The organism is Mycobacterium sp. HM-7, from assembly GCF_053852335.1.
This window is the reverse complement of sequence record NZ_CM132657.1, coordinates 2,762,860-2,781,851: the sequence shown is the minus strand read 5'-3', so window position 1 is coordinate 2,781,851 and position 18,992 is coordinate 2,762,860. Positions and strand designations below refer to the sequence as shown.

Here is an 18,992-nt window from a genome sequence, read left to right as displayed (position 1 = left end):
CTACGTCGCGATCGGATCCTTCTGCGGAGCTTCCGGTACCGGCGCGCGACGGGCGCGCAACACCGCGTCGGCGGTGAACACCGCGAGCGCCAGCCAGATCAGGACGAAGCCGGCCCACCGGCCCACCGGCATCGGCTCATGCCCGACGACGACGCCGTACGCCATCTGCAGCGCCGGCGTCAGGTACTGCAAGAGACCCATGGTGACCAGCGGAAGCCGTTGCGCCGCACCGGCAAACATCAACAACGGCAGCGCCGTCACCGGGCCGCAGAGCATCATCAGCAGCGTGTGGCCTGCGCCCAGTGCGGGAACCGTCGCCTGCCCCGCAACCGTGAGGACGGCGAGGTAGGCCAACGCGAACGGGGCAGCCACCCCGGCCTCGACGCCGACGCTGACCCGCGGGTCGGCGCGCACCACCTTCTTGACCGCGCCGTACACCCCGAACGACACCGCCACGCCGAGGCCGATCGCCGGGATTTCACCCGCCTGGACTGCCAGCACGACCACCGCGACAATGGCGATGGCCAGCGCTGCCGCCTGCGCGCGGTTCAGCCGCTCGCCGAACAGCGCGACGCCCAACGCCACGCTCACCAGCGGGTTGATGAAATAACCCAAGGCCGCGTCGACCACGTGGCCGTTGTTGACCGCGTAGATGTAGATGCCCCAGTTCAGCGAGATCAGGGCGGACGCGCACACCAGCAGGCCCCAGGTGCCGCCCGACAGCCGCCGGAGGTCACCCAGGCGGCGACAGACAGCCAGCACCACGAACATCAACAGCACGGTCCACACGATGCGGTGGGCCAGCACCTCGAACGCGCTCGCCGGCTTCAGCAGCGGGAAGAACGCGGGAAACAGACCCCACGAGCCGTAGGCCCCGAGCCCGAGCAGCAATCCCCGGTTCTGATTCGACGTGGCCGTCGCGGTAGTGGTCACTGCCGATGCAACACATCCAGGGCGTGCTGCAATTCCGGCGGATACTCGCTGGTGATCTCGATCCACCGGCCATCAGCCGGATGGGCGAACCCCAACGAGCGCGCGTGCAGCCACTGCCGTTCCAGCCCAAGCTTTTTCGCCAGCGTCGGATCGGCACCATAGGTCAGGTCACCACAGCACGGGTGGTGCAGCGCGGAGAAGTGCACCCGAATCTGGTGGGTGCGGCCCGTCTCCAGATGCACGTCGAGCAGGCTCGCCGCCACGAACGCCTCGACGGTGTCGTAGTGCGTGATGCTGTGCCGGCCACCCTCGGTGACGGCGAACTTCCAGTCGTTGCCCCGGGCCCGGCCGATCGGCGCGTCGATGGTGCCGCTGGACGGATCCGGGTGGCCCTGCACGAGGGCGTGGTAGCGCTTCTCCACGGTGCGGTGCTTGAACGCCCGCTTGAGGACGGTGTACGCCCGCTCGGACAACGCCACCACCATGACGCCGGACGTGCCGGCATCGAGACGGTGCACGATGCCCTGTCGCTCGTGGATACCCGAGGTGCTGATTCGGAAACCGGCCGCGGCCAGCCCGCCGAGAACCGTCGGGCCGGTCCAGCCCAGCGAAGCGTGTGCCGCCACCCCGGCCGGCTTGTCCACGGCCACGATGTCGTCGTCGGAGTAGAGGATCCCCATGCCCTCGATCTCCTCGGGCGTGTTCTCCACCGGCGCCGGCGCCTCCGGCAACCGGATTTCCAGCCAGGAGCCCGCCACCAGTTTGTCCGACTTCGCCGCCGGCGCGCCGTCGATGTCGACCCCGCCCTCTTCGGCGATCGTCGCCACCGCGGTGCGCGACAACCCCAACAGCCGAGACAGGCCCGCGTCCACCCGCATCCCGGCCAGTCCTTCGGGGACCGGCATCGATCGGCTACTCATCGGCCGGTTTCGGCGTCGTCGGCGGCCGCAGCGGCCGGCGCCGGCGACGTAGACGAATCCTGTTGCGTGTCAGCGACTTCCGGTTGCTTGCGTTCGGTGTCGAAATCGATTCCGAACATCGAGAGGCCAACCAGCAACACCGCGCCACACACCACCGCGGAATCGGCGACGTTGAACACCGGCCACCAGCCGACCGAAAGGAAATCCACCACGTGCCCGCGCAATGGCCCCGGCGAGCGGAAGAACCGGTCCATGAGGTTGCCCACCGCGCCGCCGAGGATCATCCCCAGGCCGAGCGCCCACCACAGTGAGACCAGCCGCCGCCCCATCCAGATGATGCCCAGCACCACGCCGGTGGCGATCAACGTCAGCACCCACGTGTAACCGGTCGCCATCGAGAAGGCCGCCCCGGAATTGCGAACCAGCGTCCAGGTGATGGTGTCGCCGACGATCTCGACCGGCTGCCCGGGCACCAGCAGCTTCACCGCCAGCACCTTGGTCAACACATCCAGCCCCAGCACCAGCGCCGCGACCATCAGCAACAACCGCAGCCGCCGCGGGACGGGCTGCGCCTGCGGCGTCGCGGTCACCGGAGATTCGGCGCTCTCAGTCGTCTCCGGCTCCGCCGGCTCAGTCGTCTCCGACACCGCCGGCTCGCCCGTCTCCGGCCCGGTGCCCGAGGTCGCCTCCGGCTCCGTGGATTCATCAGTCACTCCCCCATCATCCCAAAGACACCGTGAGGAACAATTCCGCCCATGACTCGCGTCGTCGTGATCGCCACCGGAGGCACCATCGCCACCAGCACCGACCAACACGGAATAGCCCGGCCGACACGCAGCGCCACCGACCTGGTGGGTGCCCTCGGTGCCGGCGTCCAGGTCGACACCGTCGACCTCATGTCGGTCGACAGCTCCGAGCTGACCCCGGCCGATTGGGACCGGATCGGGGCCGCGGTGCGCGCGGCCGCTGACGCCGACGGGATCGTCATCACGCACGGCACCGACACCATGGAAGAAACCTCTCTGTGGCTCGACATCACGTACGACGGCACCGTGCCGGTGGTCTTGACCGGCGCCATGCGCAGCAGCGACGCACCCGACGCCGACGGCCCGGCCAATCTGCGGGACGCGATCACCGTGGCCGCCAGCCCGTCCGCCAACGACCTCGGCGTGCTGGTCAGCATGGCCGGCCGGGTGTGGCAACCCCTGGGCATGACAAAGGCCGGGCACGGCCTGGTCGGCACCGCAGTCGGGTCGATCAGCGACGGTTCGTTCGTTGCGGACACCGCCAAGCGGCGCCCCGTGCTCGCCGCGCTGACCGCGGCGACGGCACCGCGCGTGGATATCGTCGCCGCCTATGCCGGCAGCGACGCACTGGCCATGGACGCGTTTGCGGCGGCGGGGGCAGGCGGCATCGTGCTCGAATCACTGGGCTCGGGCAATGCGGGGTCCAAAGTTCTCGACGGCGTGCAGCGCCTGTGCGCGGCGGGTGTGGCAGTGGCGATTGCAACGCGGGTGCCCGGCACGCGCGTCACGTCGAGCTACGGTCCCGGACGGGCGTTGCTGGACGCCGGAGCGGTGTCAGCGGGCGGGTTGCGCGCAGCTCAGGCTCGGGTTTTGCTGATGGCGGCACTGGCCGCCGACATACCGGCGTCAGAACTGTTCGCTGAGTGGGCGTAGTCAGACTGTCCCACTGGATGGACGGCTCACGGTTTCAGGACGCGCGCAATTGACGAACCAGTGATAATTTCCCCTCGCCAAACTTCCCGGGAAAGGCACCGAGCTGACGGCGACAAGTAGCCAGCGCAAACAACCAAAACGCCTCGACATCCAGGGCCTGCGTGCGATCGCCGTGGCCCTGGTCGTGCTGTTCCACGCCGAGATACCCGGCGTGGGCGGCGGCTACGTCGGCGTCGACGTCTTCTTCGTGATCTCCGGCTTCCTGATCAGCACCCACCTGTTGAGCGAGCTGCGCGACAGCGGGCACATCCGGTACGGCGCGTTCTATGCGCGGCGGGTTCGACGGCTGCTGCCGGCCGCGTTGACCGTCATCGTCGCCACGGTGGCGGCCGCCGCGTGCTGGGTGTCTCCCCTACAGTTCGGGTACGTCGTCAAGGACGCGATCGCCGCCACGTTCTACGTCCCCAATGTCGTGTTCGCCTACCGCGCCACCGACTACCTCGCCGACAAGACCCCGTCGTTGTTCATGCATTACTGGTCCCTCGGCGTGGAAGAACAGTTCTACCTGCTGTGGCCGGTACTGCTCGTGTGGCTGTTCGGGCTGTTCACGCAGCGCACCCGCAGGGTTGCAGCTATCGCCGGGATCATCGCGATGTCGTTCGTGCTGTGTGTCTGGCTGACGGGTTTCTCCCAACCCAACGCGTTTTTCATCCTGTTCCCGCGGATGTGGGAATTCGGGCTGGGCACATTGGTCGCGTTCGCGCTGCTGAACCGCGACCGGATCTTCGGCGACCGCATTGGCGCCATCGCGGGCTGGACCGGACTCGCGGCGATCGTCGGCAGCGGCGTGCTGTTCTCCACCGCCACCGAGTATCCGGGCGACGCGGTGGCGGTGCCGGTCATCGGCACGGCGCTGCTCATCGCCGCCGGCCCCGTGCGTTGGGGCCCCGCGGCGCTCCTGAGCCTGCGTCCGCTCACCTGGGTAGGCGATATTTCGTACTCGCTGTACCTCGTGCACTGGCCACTGCTCGTCCTACCCGTCGCCGCCACCGGCTACATGCACACCTCGCCGATGTGGCTGCGTGGCGCGATCGTGGCGACCTGTGTCCCGCTGGCGTGGCTGCTCTACCGGTACGTCGAGCAACCCGGCCAGCACCTGGCATGGCTGAACGCCGCGCGTCCGCGCCGGACGCTCGCCGCGACCGCGGGCGTCATGGCCGCCGTCTGCGCCGTCGTTCTCGCAGTCGCCGTGGTGCAGTCACCCAGGCGCGATACCGGCCGTACTGCGCTTCACACAGCGCTCAGCGTGAAGCCCGCCGGGACCCCGTACGTGCCGAGCAACCTCACCCCGGAGCTCTCCGACGGCGCCGGCGGCGAACCTGTCATCTACGCGAACGGCTGCCACCGCGGACAGTGGGCCACCGACCCGGCGGGCTGCACGGTGGGGACCAACCCGCAGGCACCGCTGGTCGTACTGTTCGGCGATTCCCATGCGGCGCACTGGTATCCGGCGCTTTCCGCGCTCGCCGATCAGGGCCTGATCCGCCTCGACACTCGCACCAAGAGTCACTGCCCCTCGGCGCATATTCATATCGCCAACTATCCGAGGTGTGCCGAATGGCGCGAAAACGTCCTCGCCAGCCTCGAAGCAGCCAAACCGGCACTGATTCTCCTCGGAGCTTGGGGGTCCAGCTACATGCTGAACGATGCCGACCCGACGACGCACTGGGGGAAAGCCCTCACGGACACCGTCAGTGAGCTGCCGTCGCAAGCGCGCGTCGCGGTGTTCGCCGACACCCCATCGATCGGTGTGGCGCCCACCTTCTGCTTGGGTCTATTCCCCGACGACGCCCAGCGGTGCGCGCTGCCTCGGGCCAAAGCACTGAACCAGGCCGTCCGCCAGGCCGAGAAGCAGCTGGCCACCAGGGGCGCATTCAGCTATCTGGATTACAGCGACTACCTGTGCAACGACACCGTCTGCCCCAGCATCCTCGGGGACACGCTCGTCTACCGCGACGGCCACCATCTCACGGTGAACATGAGCGCCGCGCTGGCCCCGATCGTCGACGCGGATGTGATGTCCCTCCTCGCGCCGGCCGACAAGTCCGCCACCGCGGACAATCGGCAAGGCCGGGCGGCGCTGGTCACCAGCGGTAGCGGTACGCCGAACCTGCCCCGCGGGCTTCAACCCCACAGAGGCTAGCGTCAGGCCGCGCCGTCGTCGGTCGGCAACTGCGCCAGGTAGTCCTGCCAGTCGAGGCTTTCGACGGGATCGGCGCGCGTGATCTGCGGATCATCGGCCGCGACGGTGCGGGCCACCCCCGGTCCGCTGGCCCGGGTTTCGAATCGCACCGTCATGACGCCGTGCCCAGCGCCCTGCACCCAACCGTGGCCGTGGTCCGGATGCCGGACGTCGTCGCCGATGCGCCACGGGGATTCGACCGGCGCGGCACTGGACGGCACAGCCTGACCCGCCGACATCGGCACGTCCGGACCGTCAACCAGCTCCAGCTCCGGGAATAAGGACTCCTGCCGGGCATCCGTCAGACCCGAAAACCCAACGCCCACAAGACGAATCGGGCCGATCTCAACGGGGTCGAGGAGCAGCCGACGGGCCGTCGCCGCCAAGGTCGACGGGTCGGTTGTCGCGTACGGCAGCGTGGCCGAACGAGTCAGCGTGCTCATATCCGACTTCTTCAGCTTCACCGTCACCGTGCGGGCACCGCGGCCGTCGCGCTGCAGCCGACGATGCGCGTGCTCGGCGATGGGCCCGATCTTCTCGCGCAACTGCTCAAGGGTGGTCAGGTCGACCTGGAACGTGGACTCGGCGCTGATCTGTTTGGCCTCGGCACGCTCGACCACGGGCCGGTCGTCGATGCCGCGCGCCAGCCGGTGCAACGCCGGGCCGACAGTGCCACCGAGGACGTCGGCGGCCTCGGCATCACTGAGCGCCGCCAGCGCGCCGACGGTCTCGATGCCCAGCCGGTGCAGCTTCTCCTCTGCGACCGGCCCGATCCCCCACAGCTTGCGGACCGGCAGCGTCGCCAGGAGCGACCCTTGCTCGTCGCCGCCGATGATGCGGACTCCGTCCGGCTTGGCGAGGCCCGATGCGATCTTCGCGACCTGCTTGCCCGAACCCGCACCGACCGAGGCGACCAACCCCGTCTCGGCGCGGACCGCAGCCCGCAGGTCCTCACAGAACTGACGCGCCAGGTCGAGGTCGGCGCCGACCAGCTCGGCCGGCTCACCGAACGCCTCGTCGAACGACAGCTGCTCGAGCACCGGCACCAGCGCGCGCACCGCATCCAACGCCCGCCGACTGGCCACCGAGTACACCGCACCGCGGGGCGGTAGTACCACGGCACCCGCACCGACCAACCGGCGCGCCTGATGCATCGGCATCGCCGAGCGGGCGCCGAACTTGCGGGCCTGATAGCTCGCGCCGGCGACCACGCCACGTCCGCCGAGACCCCCGACCAGGACCGGACGGTCCTGCAACGTGGGCCGGGTCAGCTGCTCGACCGACGCGAAAAATGCGTCCATATCAAGATGTATGACCCAGCGATCCACAGTGGCCAATGCTAGGTGGCTACCCTTCTCGGCATGAACGACGTGCCGATCCGCGACGAGTCGATCCGGCTGGGCCAATTCCTGAAACTGGCTTCACTGATCGACAGCGGCGCCGATGCCAAGGCGGTGATCGCCGACGGCTTGGTCGAAGTCAACGGCGAGGTCGAGACCCGCCGTGGTCGGCAGCTCAAGCCCGGCGATGTGGTGGCGTTCGCAGGAAACCGAGCGAGGGTTGCCAGCTACGACCAGTAGCGTCCCGGCCCGTGTGGGCCACCGTAGTGATGTTCGCCGTCATGGCGATGTGGGATCCAGTCCGACTCGGGGTGGCGGTTTTCGTCGTGATGCGCAACCGCCCCATCCCCGCCCTGTTCGTGTTCTGCCTCGGCGGTCTCACGTCGAGCCTGCTCGTGGGCCTCAGCGCCGTCTACCTGCTGCACGGCACGACCAAGCGGCTCATCGCCGACATGAACTCGACCACCGACGCCATCGATGCGGCGGACGCCAAACTGGTGATCGGCGGCATGGTGCTGCTGGTCGCGGTGGCACTGCTGTTGCGGGCCGGGACCAAAACTCCGGTGCCCGTGGCGGTGCCAGCCGGCACTGCCGGCCCAGTCGGGGAACTCGACCAAGAAGTCGAACCGGAGGCGCCGGCGTCGGCCTCGTCCCTGACGGCGTGGTTGACGACCTGGGCACGTCAGCTGATGCGGAGTCAGTCGTTGTGGATGTCGTTCGTGGCCGGCTTGTGGGCGGGCCCAGGACCGCACGTCGAATTGATCGGCGCACTCGGCGTGATCCTGGCGTCCGGCCAGTGCAAGTCCACCCAGGTTGCCGCGGTGGTGACGTATGCAGTCGTGTCGTTCGCGTTCGCCGAAATCCCGTTGCTGTGCTATCTGATAGCGCCCGCCAAGACCCAGCAGTATCTGGCGCACGTGCCGAATTGGCTACGGGCGCGGCGGATCTGGGTGATGGCGACGGCGTTGACGCTGTTGGGTCTGTATCTGGTGTTCTCTGGCTCGCTGTCGTAGCCCGAAGTGAATCATGGTGCTGTGTGGCAACTTTGAGTTCGCTGAGAATCGCGCCGACGGGTGTGACGGCTCCCAGCAGTTTCACCGGGACGATCGAATACCCGATCGATATAGTCGGCCGGTGACCGCCGGGCCCATCTCGACAACGCGTCCGGAGCTGTCGCGTTGGCAAACTCTGGCGCCGCTGATCCTCGCCGTCAGCGCAACGCTGCGGGTGGCCTCGACGATGGGCTATTACCTGGTCAAGGGCGATGCCTTCTTCGATCTTCGGGTGTACGTGCTCGGGGGTGCGACGCTTGGGCACCCTGACGGCCTGTACGACTTCTTCTACGTCGACCCGACAAAGGGCGAACATCTACCGTTCACCTATCCACCGTTCGCGGCAATCGTGTTCGCGCCCTTGCACTTTGCGCCGTTCTGGCTCGTCGCGCTCGCCTGGCAGGTCGCGCTGATGGCTGCCGTCTACGGGGCGGTCAGACTCAGCCAGAAGTTCATCGGCGGTGGCAGCCCGCGCACGGCAATGCTGTGGACCGCGGGGGCGCTCTGGATGGAGGCGCCCAGTAGCAGCATCCAGTCCGGGCAGATCGGCATCTTCCTGATGCTCGCCGTGCTGTACGCCGCCTATGACTCGCGGTGGTGGCTGTCCGGGTTGCTCATCGGAGTTGGCGCCGGCGTCAAGCTGACACCCGCGATCACCGGCTTCTACTTCGTCGGCGTTCGACGCTGGGGCGCCGCGCTGTTCTCGGCCGTGGTGTTCTTCGGGACCGTCGGCCTGGCGTATCTGGTTCTGCCCGACGAGACCCGGCGCTACTTCCCGCACCAGATGGCCGAGGCCGGAAAGTCGCTGCCCGTGGGCTCGTCGTGGAACCAGTCCTGGCAAGGTGGGCTGTCGCGCATCGCGGGTCACGACATCGGTATGTCTCCCTTGGTGATCGGCGCGATCGTGGCCACCGCGGTGCTCGCGGTGCTGGCGTTCCGAGCGCTCGGGGGCGAGCGCGACCGCCTCGGGTCGCTACTGGTGGTGCAACTGTTCGGGTTGCTGGCCGAGCCGGTGTCCTGGACGCATCACTGGGTATGGGTGCTGCCGCTGATGATCTGGCTGCTCTACGGCCCGTGGCACGACCGGGTGGGCGCCCGGTTCCTGGGCTGGGGCTGGGTGGCACTCATGGTGCTCAGCGTCCCCAGCCTGCTGTCGTTCGCCCAGCCGAACATCTGGCAGGTCAGCCGCCCCTGGTACCTGGCGTGGGCCGAGATTGTGTACATCTTCGCGGCGCTGGCGACCATGATCTGGATGGTCAGGACCGGTCGGCGTGCGTGATCTGACGGCGCAGATCGACCGCCATGGGTGGTTGGCGCCGATGCTGCTTCTCCTCAGCGCCGCAGCCCTGCTCGCGGTGAGCATCCCCAGCCCGCCCAATGTCGTCGATCTGCACGTGTACGTGATGGGCGGCGCTGCGCTGGAGCATCCGAACACCTTGTACACGTTCACCTATGCCGGCCAGTCACCCATGCAGGGACGGACACCGACCGAGCCGCTCCCATTCATCTACCCGCCCTTCGCGGCGATGCTGTTCTATCCGCTGAGTCTGCTGCCGTTCGGGATGACGGGAATCCTCTGGCAACTCGCGATTCTGGCGGCGGTCTACGGGATCGTACGGATCAGCCAGTTGCTGATCCGTAGTGGCAATCACCGCGAGGCGATGATGTGGACAGCCGGCCTGATCTGGCTCGAGCCGGTACGTGTCTGTCTGAACATGGGTCAGCTCGGAGTGTTTTTGACACTTTCGGTGCTCTATGCCGTCTACAGCAAGCGGTGGTGGGTGTCGGGGCTGCTGGTCGGGCTGGCCACCGGAGTGAAGCTGACCCCGGCGATCGCCGGCTTCTACTTCGTCGGCGTGCGCCGGTGGGCAGTGGCGGTGTGCGCGGGGCTGGTTTTCATCGCCACATTGGCGGTGTCGGCGCTGGCCTTTCCGAGCGAAACGCATTTCTATTTCACCGGTCTGATCGGTCGTTTCGCGGTCCCGGTGGGCACCGCGATCAATCAATCCTGGAGTGGCGGCATCTCCCGAATCCTTGGCCACGATGCCGGCCACAACGCGCTGGTATTGGCCGCGATCACCGCAACGGCGGTACTGGCCGCGCTGGCGTGGCACGCGCTGGGTGTGCACGCGGCGCCTCGCGACCCGTTGGGGTCGCTGCTGGTGGTCGAACTGTTCGGCTTGCTGGCGTCACCGATTTCGTGGGTCCACCATTGGATATGGCTGGTGCCGCTGATCCTCTGGCTGTTCCGCGGATGCTGGCGGGACAAGCCGGGAGCACGCGCGCTCGGTTGGACCTGGGTGGCCATCACCGCTCTCGGCATTCCCAGCGCACTTGCCCTCGCCGAACCGAGCGTGTGGCAGTTCGGCCGGCCCTGGTACCTGGCCTGGGCCGGGTTGGTGTACGTCGCGGCAGCAGTGGTGACCCTCGGTTGGATCGCGTCGACCGGCCGCCGCCTGCGCCCCGCGAACGTGCACGCTGAAAAGCAAGCCGGCACGTTCGCGGGGGGCTGAGTCGGCTCAGGCCTTGGCGATCGCGGCCCGGACACCGTCGCCGACGTCGGCGCCGTCGGCCAGGGCCGCGACATCCACGACGGTGAAGCCGGTGGCCAGGATCTCGCCGGCGATCAGGTCGGCGTGCGTGGTCGCCCACGCCTGCTTGTCGGCCGGTACGGCGAACGTCACGGTGATCCGGTCGGACACGTCGAGCCCCGTGGCCTTGCGCAGGTCCTGCAGTTCACGGATGCGGTCCTTGGCCCAGCCCTCGGCCTCCAGCTCGGGAGTGACGGTGGCGTCGAGCACGACCAGGCCCGCGCCTTCCGGCAGCGCCGCGGTGAATTCCGGCTCCGCCGCAACGAGTTTCGAGCTGTATTCCGCCGGCAGCAGCACGGCCGGGCCGGCGGTCAGCGTGCCGTCGGGGTTGACGACACCCGCCCCGGCCTTGACGGCCTTGATCGCCGCCTGCACGTCCTTGCCGATCCGCGGGCCGGCGACCCGCGCGTTGACACTCAACTCGAACTTGCCATAGGTGTCGATGTCATCGGTGAGCTCGACCGCCTTGACGTTGAGCTCGTCGGCGATGAGATCCTTGAAAGGTGCGAGTGCCGACGGGTTATCCACCGCCACAGTCAGTTTCGGCAACGGCAGCCGCACGCGCAGCTTCTTGGCCTTGCGCAGCGACGAGCCCGCCGAGCACACCTCACGCACGCGGTCCATCGCCGCGACCAGCTCCGGGTCGGCGGGGACCACGCCGGCCTCGGGCCAGTCGGTCAGGTGGACCGAACGCTCGTCGGTCAGCCCACGCCAGATCACCTCGGTGGCCAGCGGCAGCAGCGGCGCGGCCAGTCGGCACGTCACCTCCAGCACGGTGTGCAGGGTGTCGATGGCGTCGGCGTCCTCTTCCCAGAACCGCGAACGGGACCGTCGGACATACCAATTGGTGAGCGCCTCGGCGAACTGGCGCAGCTGCTCGCACGCCCCCGAGATGTCACAGGCATCGAGCGACTCCGTCAGCGTGTCCCGCAGATCGGCAAGCTTGGCCAGGATGTAGCGGTCCAGCACATGCGTGGAGTCCGTGCGCCAGGTGCCCTTCTTCGGCGCGTACAGCGCCAGGAAGGAGTACGCGTTCCACACCGGCAACAGCACCTGCCGGACACCGTCGCGGATGCCCTGCTCGGTGACGATCAGGTTGCCGCCCCGCAGGATCGGCGAGGCCATCAGGAACCACCGCATGGCGTCCGAACCGTCGCGGTCGAACACCTCGGACACGTCCGGGTAGTTGCGCAGCGACTTGCTCATCTTCTGGCCGTCGTTGCCCAGCACGATGCCGTGCGCCACACAGGTTTTGAATGCCGGGCGGTCGAACAGCGCGGTCGCCAGGACGTGCATGGTGTAGAACCAGCCGCGGGTCTGGCCGATGTACTCGACGATGAAATCGCCCGGGAAATGGGCGGCTTCGTTCGCGCCGCCGTCGAACCAGTCGGCGTTCTCGAACGGGTAGTGCACCTGCGCGTAGGGCATCGAGCCGGAGTCGAACCAGACGTCGAACACGTCCTCGATGCGGCGCATCGTCGACTTGCCGGTCGGGTCGTCGGGATTGGGCCGGGTCAGCTCGTCGATGTAAGGGCGGTGCAGGTTGTCCGGCCGGACTCCGAAATCACGCTCGAGCTCGTCCAAGCTCCCGTAGACATCGATGCGCGGGTACGCCGGATCGTCCGACTTCCACACCGGAATCGGGCTGCCCCAGTACCGGTTTCGCGAGATCGACCAGTCGCGGGCGTTGGACAGCCATTTACCGAACTGGCCGTCCTTCACGTGCTCGGGGTACCAGGTGATCTGCTGGTTGAGCTCGACCATCCGGTCCCTGAACTCGGTGACCTTGACGAACCACGACGACACCGCGCGGTAGATCAGCGGGTTGCGGCACCGCCAGCAGTGCGGGTAGGAGTGCTCGTAGGTCTCGTGGCGCAACAACGCCGGAGCATTGACCGCGGCCGGACCGGTGCCGTTCTTGAGGTCCTTGATGATCTGCGGGTTGGCCTCGAAGACCTGCTGGCCCTGGTAGTCGGGCACGGTCGAGTCGAAGCGGCCCGTGGAGTCCACGGGCGTGACCGCGACGATCCCGGCGGCGTCACACGTGGCCTTGTCGTCCTCACCGTAGGCCGGCGCCATATGGACGATGCCGGTGCCGTCCTCGGTGGTGACGAAGTCGCCCGGCAAGACCTGAAATGCGTTCTCCGCCTTATCAGAATCGACGAAGAACGCGAACGGCGGCAGGTAGTGCGAGCCCAGCAGCTCGGCGCCGAGGTAGGTGCCGACGACGACCGGCTCCTCGCCGAATTCGCGCGCGTAGGCGGCCAGCCGCGCCTCGGCGATGACGTAGTTCTGCTCGTCGGGACCCACCACCTGCACGTAGGTGACCTCGGGGTTGACGGCGACGGCCTGGTTGGACGGCAGCGTCCAGGGTGTCGTGGTCCAGACCAGCAGGCGGGCACCGGCCGCCGGGCCGTCGGTCGCGACGAATCCGACGGTCAGCGCCGGGTCCTGCCGGCTCTGGTAGACGTCGTCGTCCATCCGCAGTTCGTGGTTGGACAGCGGGGTCTCGTCGTTCCAGCAGTACGGCAGCACCCGGTTGCCCTCATAGGCCAGGCCCTTGTCCCACAGCTGCTTGAACGCCCAGATCACCGACTCCATGAACGTCAGGTCCAGGGTCTTGTAGTCGTTGTCGAAGTCGACCCAGCGGGCCTGGCGGGTGACGTAGGACTGCCACTCGTTCGAGTACTTCATGACCGAGGCCCGGCAGGCGTCGTTGAAGGCCCCGATGCCCATGGCCTCGATCTGCGCCTTGTCCGAGATCCCGAGCTGACGCTGCACCTCGAGCTCGGCAGGCAGGCCGTGGGTGTCCCAGCCGAACCGGCGCTCGACCTTGTAGCCGCGCATGGTGCGGTAGCGCGGAACGATGTCCTTGACGTAGCCGGTCAGCAGGTGGCCGTAGTGCGGCAGGCCGTTGGCGAACGGCGGACCGTCGTAGAAGACGTATTCGGGGGCAGCGCCATCAGGACCGGAGTCGCGGCGCGCGATGCTGGCGCGGAAGGTGTCGTCGCGGGCCCAGAAGTCCAGGACCTCGGTTTCGAGGTCGGGGAAATTCGGTGTGCCGCTTGCGGTCTTGGGGTACGCGCTCACGTCAGGGTCTCCAGTGCCGTCAGCACCGATCAGGTGCTCAGTTCCAGGCACGGGGACGACGATCTCGCGTCTGGACGCGAGCGCCGCGGTACCACCCCGCTTGCGCGCGGCCGACCAGGGAAGATCACGCACGTGCGCCGCTCAACTGCAGGCGATGACGGGCCCACCCGTTCGGTTCTACTGAGCCGCAGCCTCGATGGCCCCGGCCGTTCTTCCGAATGCTCCCCGGTGATGGCCGGATCGATGCGAATGCAGCGATTCTAGCGGGCGCGGGCGGCCGTGGATCACGCCGGACTACTCCGCGACCGGCATGGCCTCCGAGGCGAGCTCGATGACGGCGTAGGAGAACTGCTCGGCGAGTTCTTCCACGGTGTAGGGCTCGAACTGGTGCCGCGCGTACCACCAGTCGACGTGCAGTGCGTCGTCGGCGTGGAACGCGCGGACCTCGAGCGTGTGGGCCGGGCCCGGGTGTTCGCCGTCGATCGCGGACATGCCGTAACTGAACAAGACATCGGCAACGTCATTCGGGTCGGCGGCGGCGTCCACCAGGGCGCCGCGCACTGCCTGAACCATCGCCGTGGCGTCCACGTCGGATGCCGAGACCGCGTCGATTTCGAGCCGTCGGATGACGGCCAGCCCGCCGCCCGAGCGTTCCTTCGCTGCGGCCACGTCAACCGCGGCCCGGCCGGGTCCGATCACCCGCTCGATCGCGCGACCGAGGGCTGCGATCAGCAACACCTCGGCATCGACCCCCAGGTATTCGACAGCGCCCTCGAGCTCGGCGGTGATCACCGGCGACAGCGGAGCCTCGAGGCGCCGCATATCGACCGCAGTACCGGCGGTGTCGAACCCGCCGAACTCGTAGTCGGCGACATGAATTGTCGCCGCAGCAGCAGAAGGGAGAACGGCGTCGAACTCACCGGCGTACGCAAGAGTCATGTGATGCACACTACAACACGATTCCCAATTTTGGGACATAGCTCCCGAAACTGTGACGCCCATGTCAATTACGGCTTATGTGTCGCAAAAACAGTTGCTAGCAACCAAAGGGGGGAAGGGTCTATCGTGACAGAGTGCCCCGAACAGACCAGAACGGCAGACAGCTCAAAGCGCTGCTCGACTACATCTTCGACGGCGACGTCGAAGCGAGGGAGATCTACGGTGCGCTCGGAACCTCGAGCAGTACGTACTACCGGAGGATCAAAGAAGTCGACTATCCCAACGCGGAAGAGCTCCGCCTGGTAGCCGATCACTTCCGGTTGAGCTACCCCGACCTGCAAGTTCGGTTCGGCTTGATGAGCCATGACGAGGTCATCAACTACATCCAGTCGGCACCCCTCGCGGTTGCCACGGCGGCGCCGGCGGTCCCCAAACGCGCCACGAAGTTGTCGGAAATGACGCGACGTGCTGACGCACCGCCGCTGTGACAAGTAAAATCTGAGCGTTCGCAGGCGCCGGCAAAGGCTTCAACCATGGCTATCACATTTCTCATCACCATCACTCTCGCCTGTATGGCGTGGAGTCTCTGGATCCGTCGCGTCACGTGGTCCTGCCGCTGGGAAGTCGCGGCGACCCTCAACATCGCGCTGCAGGCTGCTGCCGTCGCCCTGATGTCCCCGATGGCCGCCGACACGCTGGGCCGCGCCATCCACTCGATGACCGGCGTCTGGAACCTGCCCGCCTACCTCGGACACGACTGCTACATCGTGGCCGCCTCCGCCATCGTCTACAACGCCATCGGCCGTCTGGCCGACGATTCCGCCATGCAGAAGATGTTCACGCAGTACATCGAGCGGCCCGCCACCCTGTGCATCCCGATCCTGCTGGCCCTGTTCTCCATGAGCGTCGCCGGACGCGAGTACTCCCCCGACCTGTTCACCATGCCGACCGACGGCTGGCTGGCCGCCTACTGGCTCGTGCTCTGCGGGACCCTGACCTACCTGTTGGTGTTCGGTGCGCGCGCCCTGCTGGTCCTGCGCAAGAACGAAGACTCGCGGCGCATCGCCAATATCTACCTGTTCGCCACCGGCAGCGGCATCCTGGCCTGTGCCACCCGCATCCTGACTTCGTTGGTCCCGGAGCTGCAGCCCCTCGAAGACGGCAAGTTCGTCTGGGTGTTCGCGTGCATGTGCGGCGGGGTCTTCGCGCTGGCCTCCGCGCACTCGTGGCTGATCAAGACCAAGTGGTTCTCGAAGGCGGCCCGCTGAGCCTCCGCCGCGGACCGTCGGCGACTCGTCAGCAAAAAGCCTGATACGTCAAAATCTGCGCGTATGCCTTACTCTGCTATCCGGCACCCGGTGTCAGTTTGACTGTGTTCAACGGCCTTCGACGACACCCGGCCTACCCCCCTGCCGAACATCCCCGAGGAGGAAGTGTCCGTGATCGAGTCGTCTCTGCCGGCCGTCCTGCGCGAACGCGCCAGCCTGCAACCCAACGACCTGGCGTTCACGTTCATGGACTACGACACCGACCCCGATGGTGTGGCCAAGACCCTTACCTGGGCTCAGCTGTACCAGCAGAGCGTCGCCGTGGCCCACGAACTGCGCCAGCACGGTGAGATCGGCGACCGCGTGGTGATCGTCGCCCCGCAGTGCCTCGAATACGTCGTCGGATTCCTCGGCGCGCTCGAAGCCGGCATGATCGCCGTCCCGCTGACGCAGCCCATCATGGGCCACCACGACGAGCGCGTTATCTCGGTCATGAAGGACGCCCAGCCCGTCGTCGCCCTTACCACCGCGGCCAGCAAGGACGCCGTCGCGCAGTACGCGACGCCGAACGACGACGGCCGTAGCCCGACCGTCCTGGCCGTCGACGAGCTGGACCTGGAAACCCGCCGGAAGCCGTTCTCCCGCCGCGAAGTTCGCCCGGAGACCGCGTACCTGCAGTACACCTCCGGCTCGACCCGCACCGCCGCCGGCGTGATGGTGTCGCACCGCAACGTGTCCGCGAACTACGAGCAGATGATCGCGGTCTTCTTCTCCGAATGGGGCAAGGTCGCGCCAGCGGGAAGCACCGTGGTGACCTGGCTGCCGCTGTACCACGACATGGGCCTGCTGCTCGGCGTCTGCACGCCGATCCTCGGCGGCTGGCACACCGTGATGACCAGCCCGATCTCGTTCCTGGTCAAGCCCGCGCGCTGGATGCAGCTCATGGGCAGCCACCGGAACGTCATCACCGCCGCGCCGAACTTCGCGTTCGACCTGGCCGCTGCGCGCACCACCGACGAGGACATGGCCGGCAAGGACCTGAGCACCGTCCTGACGGTCTTCAGCGGCGCCGAGCGCGTGCAGCCGACCACCGTCAAGCGCTACATTCAGCGCTTCGCCAAGTTCGGCCTGCCGGGCAAGTCCGTCCGGCCCAGCTACGGCCTGGCCGAGGCAACGCTGTACGTGGCGTCCCGCGAATCCGGTGAGCCGCCGACGGTCGTGGACTTCGATGCCGACAAGCTGGCCGACGGCATCGTCGAGCGCGTCGAGTCGGGTAGCCCGCTGGTGAGCTACGGCTTCTCGCCATCACCGCTGGTTCGCATCGTCGACCCGGAGACCCGTCGCGAGGTCGCCGAGGGCACCGTGGGCGAGATTTGGACGCACGGTGAGAACGTGTGCGCCGGGTACTGGAACAAGCCCGAGGAGACCGAGAAGACCTTCCGCGGCGTGCTCGTCGACGCCCCCGAGGGCATCCCGACGGACACCTGGCTGCGTACCGGCGACCTCGGCTTCATCTCCGAAGGCTCGCTGTTCATCATCGGCCGCATCAAGGACCTGCTGATCATCCGCGGCCGCAACCTGTACCCCGACGACATCGAGGCCACCGTCAGCGCGGTCTCGGGCGGCCGCACCGCCGCCGTCGGCTTCGAGGAGGACGGTGTCGAGCAGTTCGCCGTCGTCATCGAGATGAAGAAGCGCGGCGACACCGAGGACGAGGTCCGCGAGAACCTGGCCCAGGTCAAGCACGACATCACCTCGGCCATCTCGCAGGTGCACGGCGTGAACGCCGCCGACCTGGTGCTGGTCGGCCGGGGCTCGATCCCGATCACCACGAGCGGCAAGATCCGCCGGCAGGCCTGCACCGAGCTGTACCGCAAGGGTGAACTGGCGCGACTCGACGCGTGATCCGCCTCCGGTCCCGGGCCGCGTGCCGCAGCCCGGGACTCGGAGGTGGACGACGCCGGCGCTATGCGCGAGTCAGGAGAATATCGGTCCGCCGTGCCGGAGCCGCATGTAGCTGATTGAGCGGACCCTCTTTCCATTTCAGATACCAGGCATTGCTGTAGCCGTTCTCCACTTCGTAAGCCACGAAGTTTTGCTGAATTCGTTCGAACAGGTCATTGAATGCGGCTCGGTCGTCTTCGGGATTGGCCTCGAAGATGATGCTCATATCTTCGGAAAACGCATCAATGTGGTCGAAAATATCATTGAGAATTGTAGTTTCAGCACCTTCGACATCCATCTTGATCAGCCGTACACGTGCCAATTCTTCGGCCGACAGAATGTCCAGCAACGGAGCCGCTCCGACGGTCGCGCATTTCTTTCCGTTGCGGGACGGCAACGTCGTGGTGGCGCCGATGTTGCGGGGGCCGAAGTCATACAGGTCGAGTTCGCCGACATGGTCGGAAACCGCAACATTCACCGGGCGGATGCGACGCGCGAGCTCAGGGTTGCGGTCGAGATTGTGCAGCATCTTCCGGTAGATGTGGGGCGCCGCCTCGATGGCGATGACGTCGGCCCGGGTAGCCGCGAGCATGGTGTCGTAGCCGATGTTCGCGCCGATGTCGACAAACAGATCTCCCGGCGTGAGACGGCTTTCGATGATTCGCGAAATGGCGGGTTCCCACACGCCGTAATAGATGATGCTCCGCTGAATTGAATCGACCGGGTCGCAATGAAAGGTGGCACCGTAATAGGTGGTCGCGTCCCGCGGCTTTCTGAGCCCGAGCTGATACCAGTCGAGAATGCCACCCCCGATCCATCCTGGCAGTGGCCGCAATGCTTCAGTGAATTTCCGGAGATCCATCGGTGATCGAATATCCCGTCCATCTAGAGTCGCGGCGCGAGCGCGTCGGGCCCTTCGCACAATCGACGTCTAAATCCCCCACCGGACGTCAGGAATTCAACCAGGTTTATTGACGAGATAGTTCAATTTCTC

16 protein-coding genes are annotated in these 18,992 nt (G+C 66.9%); 9 read left to right on the top strand and 7 right to left on the bottom strand.

Annotated features, from left to right (window positions below; all coding sequences use genetic code 11):
- Genes rarD through lspA form a run of 3 tightly spaced genes read right to left on the bottom strand, consistent with a single transcriptional unit; the run spans position 1 to position 2,500 of the window.
- On the bottom strand, positions 1 to 933 hold the full coding sequence (gene rarD, locus ACWW1C_RS13390; RefSeq protein ID WP_455983869.1) for an EamA family transporter RarD: 933 nt from the start codon (positions 931 to 933) through the stop codon (positions 1 to 3).
- Complete coding sequence (locus ACWW1C_RS13385) at positions 930 to 1,853, bottom strand: RluA family pseudouridine synthase (protein WP_455983868.1); 924 nt, start codon at positions 1,851 to 1,853, stop codon at positions 930 to 932. Before ACWW1C_RS13385 ends, rarD begins: the two co-directional genes overlap by 4 nt.
- The gene (gene lspA, locus ACWW1C_RS13380) at positions 1,850 to 2,500 is read right to left on the bottom strand and encodes a signal peptidase II (protein WP_455984272.1); all 651 of its coding nucleotides are present in this window, start codon (positions 2,498 to 2,500) and stop codon (positions 1,850 to 1,852) included. Before lspA ends, ACWW1C_RS13385 begins: the two co-directional genes overlap by 4 nt.
- Positions 2,501 to 2,608: 108 nt before the next feature.
- On the opposite strand from lspA, the gene ACWW1C_RS13375 reads away from it, so the two are divergent.
- A complete protein-coding gene (locus ACWW1C_RS13375) occupies positions 2,609 to 3,532 on the top strand; it encodes an asparaginase (RefSeq protein ID WP_455983867.1) in 924 nt (307 codons plus the stop codon).
- A gap of 172 nt (positions 3,533 to 3,704) precedes the next feature.
- Positions 3,705 to 5,735 carry an acyltransferase family protein gene (locus ACWW1C_RS13370; RefSeq protein WP_455983866.1) on the top strand — a complete coding sequence of 677 codons (2,031 nt, stop codon included), beginning with the start codon at positions 3,705 to 3,707 and terminating at the stop codon, positions 5,733 to 5,735.
- Between the two features lie 2 nt (positions 5,736 to 5,737).
- On the opposite strand, the gene ACWW1C_RS13365 is transcribed toward ACWW1C_RS13370, so the two are convergent.
- Complete coding sequence (locus tag ACWW1C_RS13365) at positions 5,738 to 7,075, bottom strand: DNA polymerase IV (protein WP_455983865.1); 1,338 nt, start codon at positions 7,073 to 7,075, stop codon at positions 5,738 to 5,740.
- A 60-nt stretch (positions 7,076 to 7,135) separates the two neighbouring features.
- Here ACWW1C_RS13365 and ACWW1C_RS13360 point away from each other — a divergent pair, with 60 nt between their 5' ends.
- From ACWW1C_RS13360 to ACWW1C_RS13345, 4 genes are all read left to right on the top strand, one after another.
- Entirely contained in the window at positions 7,136 to 7,354 is a 219-nt protein-coding gene (locus ACWW1C_RS13360) for an RNA-binding S4 domain-containing protein (protein ID WP_455983864.1), read from the top strand.
- A gap of 11 nt (positions 7,355 to 7,365) precedes the next feature.
- Positions 7,366 to 8,127, top strand: coding sequence for a GAP family protein (locus ACWW1C_RS13355; RefSeq protein ID WP_455983863.1), 762 nt, complete (start codon positions 7,366 to 7,368; stop codon positions 8,125 to 8,127).
- Between the two features lie 121 nt (positions 8,128 to 8,248).
- Positions 8,249 to 9,445, top strand: coding sequence for a mannosyltransferase (locus ACWW1C_RS13350; protein WP_455983862.1), 1,197 nt, complete (start codon positions 8,249 to 8,251; stop codon positions 9,443 to 9,445).
- On the top strand, positions 9,438 to 10,679 hold the full coding sequence (locus tag ACWW1C_RS13345; protein ID WP_455983861.1) for a mannosyltransferase: 1,242 nt from the start codon (positions 9,438 to 9,440) through the stop codon (positions 10,677 to 10,679). Before ACWW1C_RS13350 ends, ACWW1C_RS13345 begins: the two co-directional genes overlap by 8 nt.
- A gap of 6 nt (positions 10,680 to 10,685) precedes the next feature.
- Here ACWW1C_RS13345 and ileS read toward each other — a convergent pair whose 3' ends face one another.
- Positions 10,686 to 13,847 (bottom strand): isoleucine--tRNA ligase, encoded by a 3,162-nt coding sequence (gene ileS, locus ACWW1C_RS13340; RefSeq protein ID WP_455984271.1) that lies wholly within the window; start codon positions 13,845 to 13,847, stop codon positions 10,686 to 10,688.
- A gap of 294 nt (positions 13,848 to 14,141) precedes the next feature.
- Positions 14,142 to 14,786, bottom strand: coding sequence for a hypothetical protein (locus ACWW1C_RS13335; RefSeq protein ID WP_455983860.1), 645 nt, complete (start codon positions 14,784 to 14,786; stop codon positions 14,142 to 14,144).
- Between the two features lie 134 nt (positions 14,787 to 14,920).
- Here ACWW1C_RS13335 and ACWW1C_RS13330 point away from each other — a divergent pair, with 134 nt between their 5' ends.
- The 3 genes from ACWW1C_RS13330 (at position 14,921) to ACWW1C_RS13320 (ending at position 17,959) form a co-directional block, all read left to right on the top strand.
- The gene (locus ACWW1C_RS13330; RefSeq protein ID WP_455983859.1) at positions 14,921 to 15,274 is read left to right on the top strand and encodes an XRE family transcriptional regulator; all 354 of its coding nucleotides are present in this window, start codon (positions 14,921 to 14,923) and stop codon (positions 15,272 to 15,274) included.
- Between the two features lie 45 nt (positions 15,275 to 15,319).
- Positions 15,320 to 16,054, top strand: a complete 735-nt coding sequence (locus tag ACWW1C_RS13325; protein ID WP_455983858.1) for a hypothetical protein — start codon at positions 15,320 to 15,322, stop codon at positions 16,052 to 16,054.
- Between the two features lie 165 nt (positions 16,055 to 16,219).
- Positions 16,220 to 17,959 (top strand): AMP-binding protein, encoded by a 1,740-nt coding sequence (locus ACWW1C_RS13320; RefSeq protein WP_455983857.1) that lies wholly within the window; start codon positions 16,220 to 16,222, stop codon positions 17,957 to 17,959.
- A 61-nt stretch (positions 17,960 to 18,020) separates the two neighbouring features.
- On the opposite strand, the gene ACWW1C_RS13315 is transcribed toward ACWW1C_RS13320, so the two are convergent.
- Positions 18,021 to 18,860 (bottom strand): FkbM family methyltransferase, encoded by an 840-nt coding sequence (locus ACWW1C_RS13315; RefSeq protein WP_455983856.1) that lies wholly within the window; start codon positions 18,858 to 18,860, stop codon positions 18,021 to 18,023.
- Between the last annotated feature and the right edge of the window lie 132 nt (positions 18,861 to 18,992).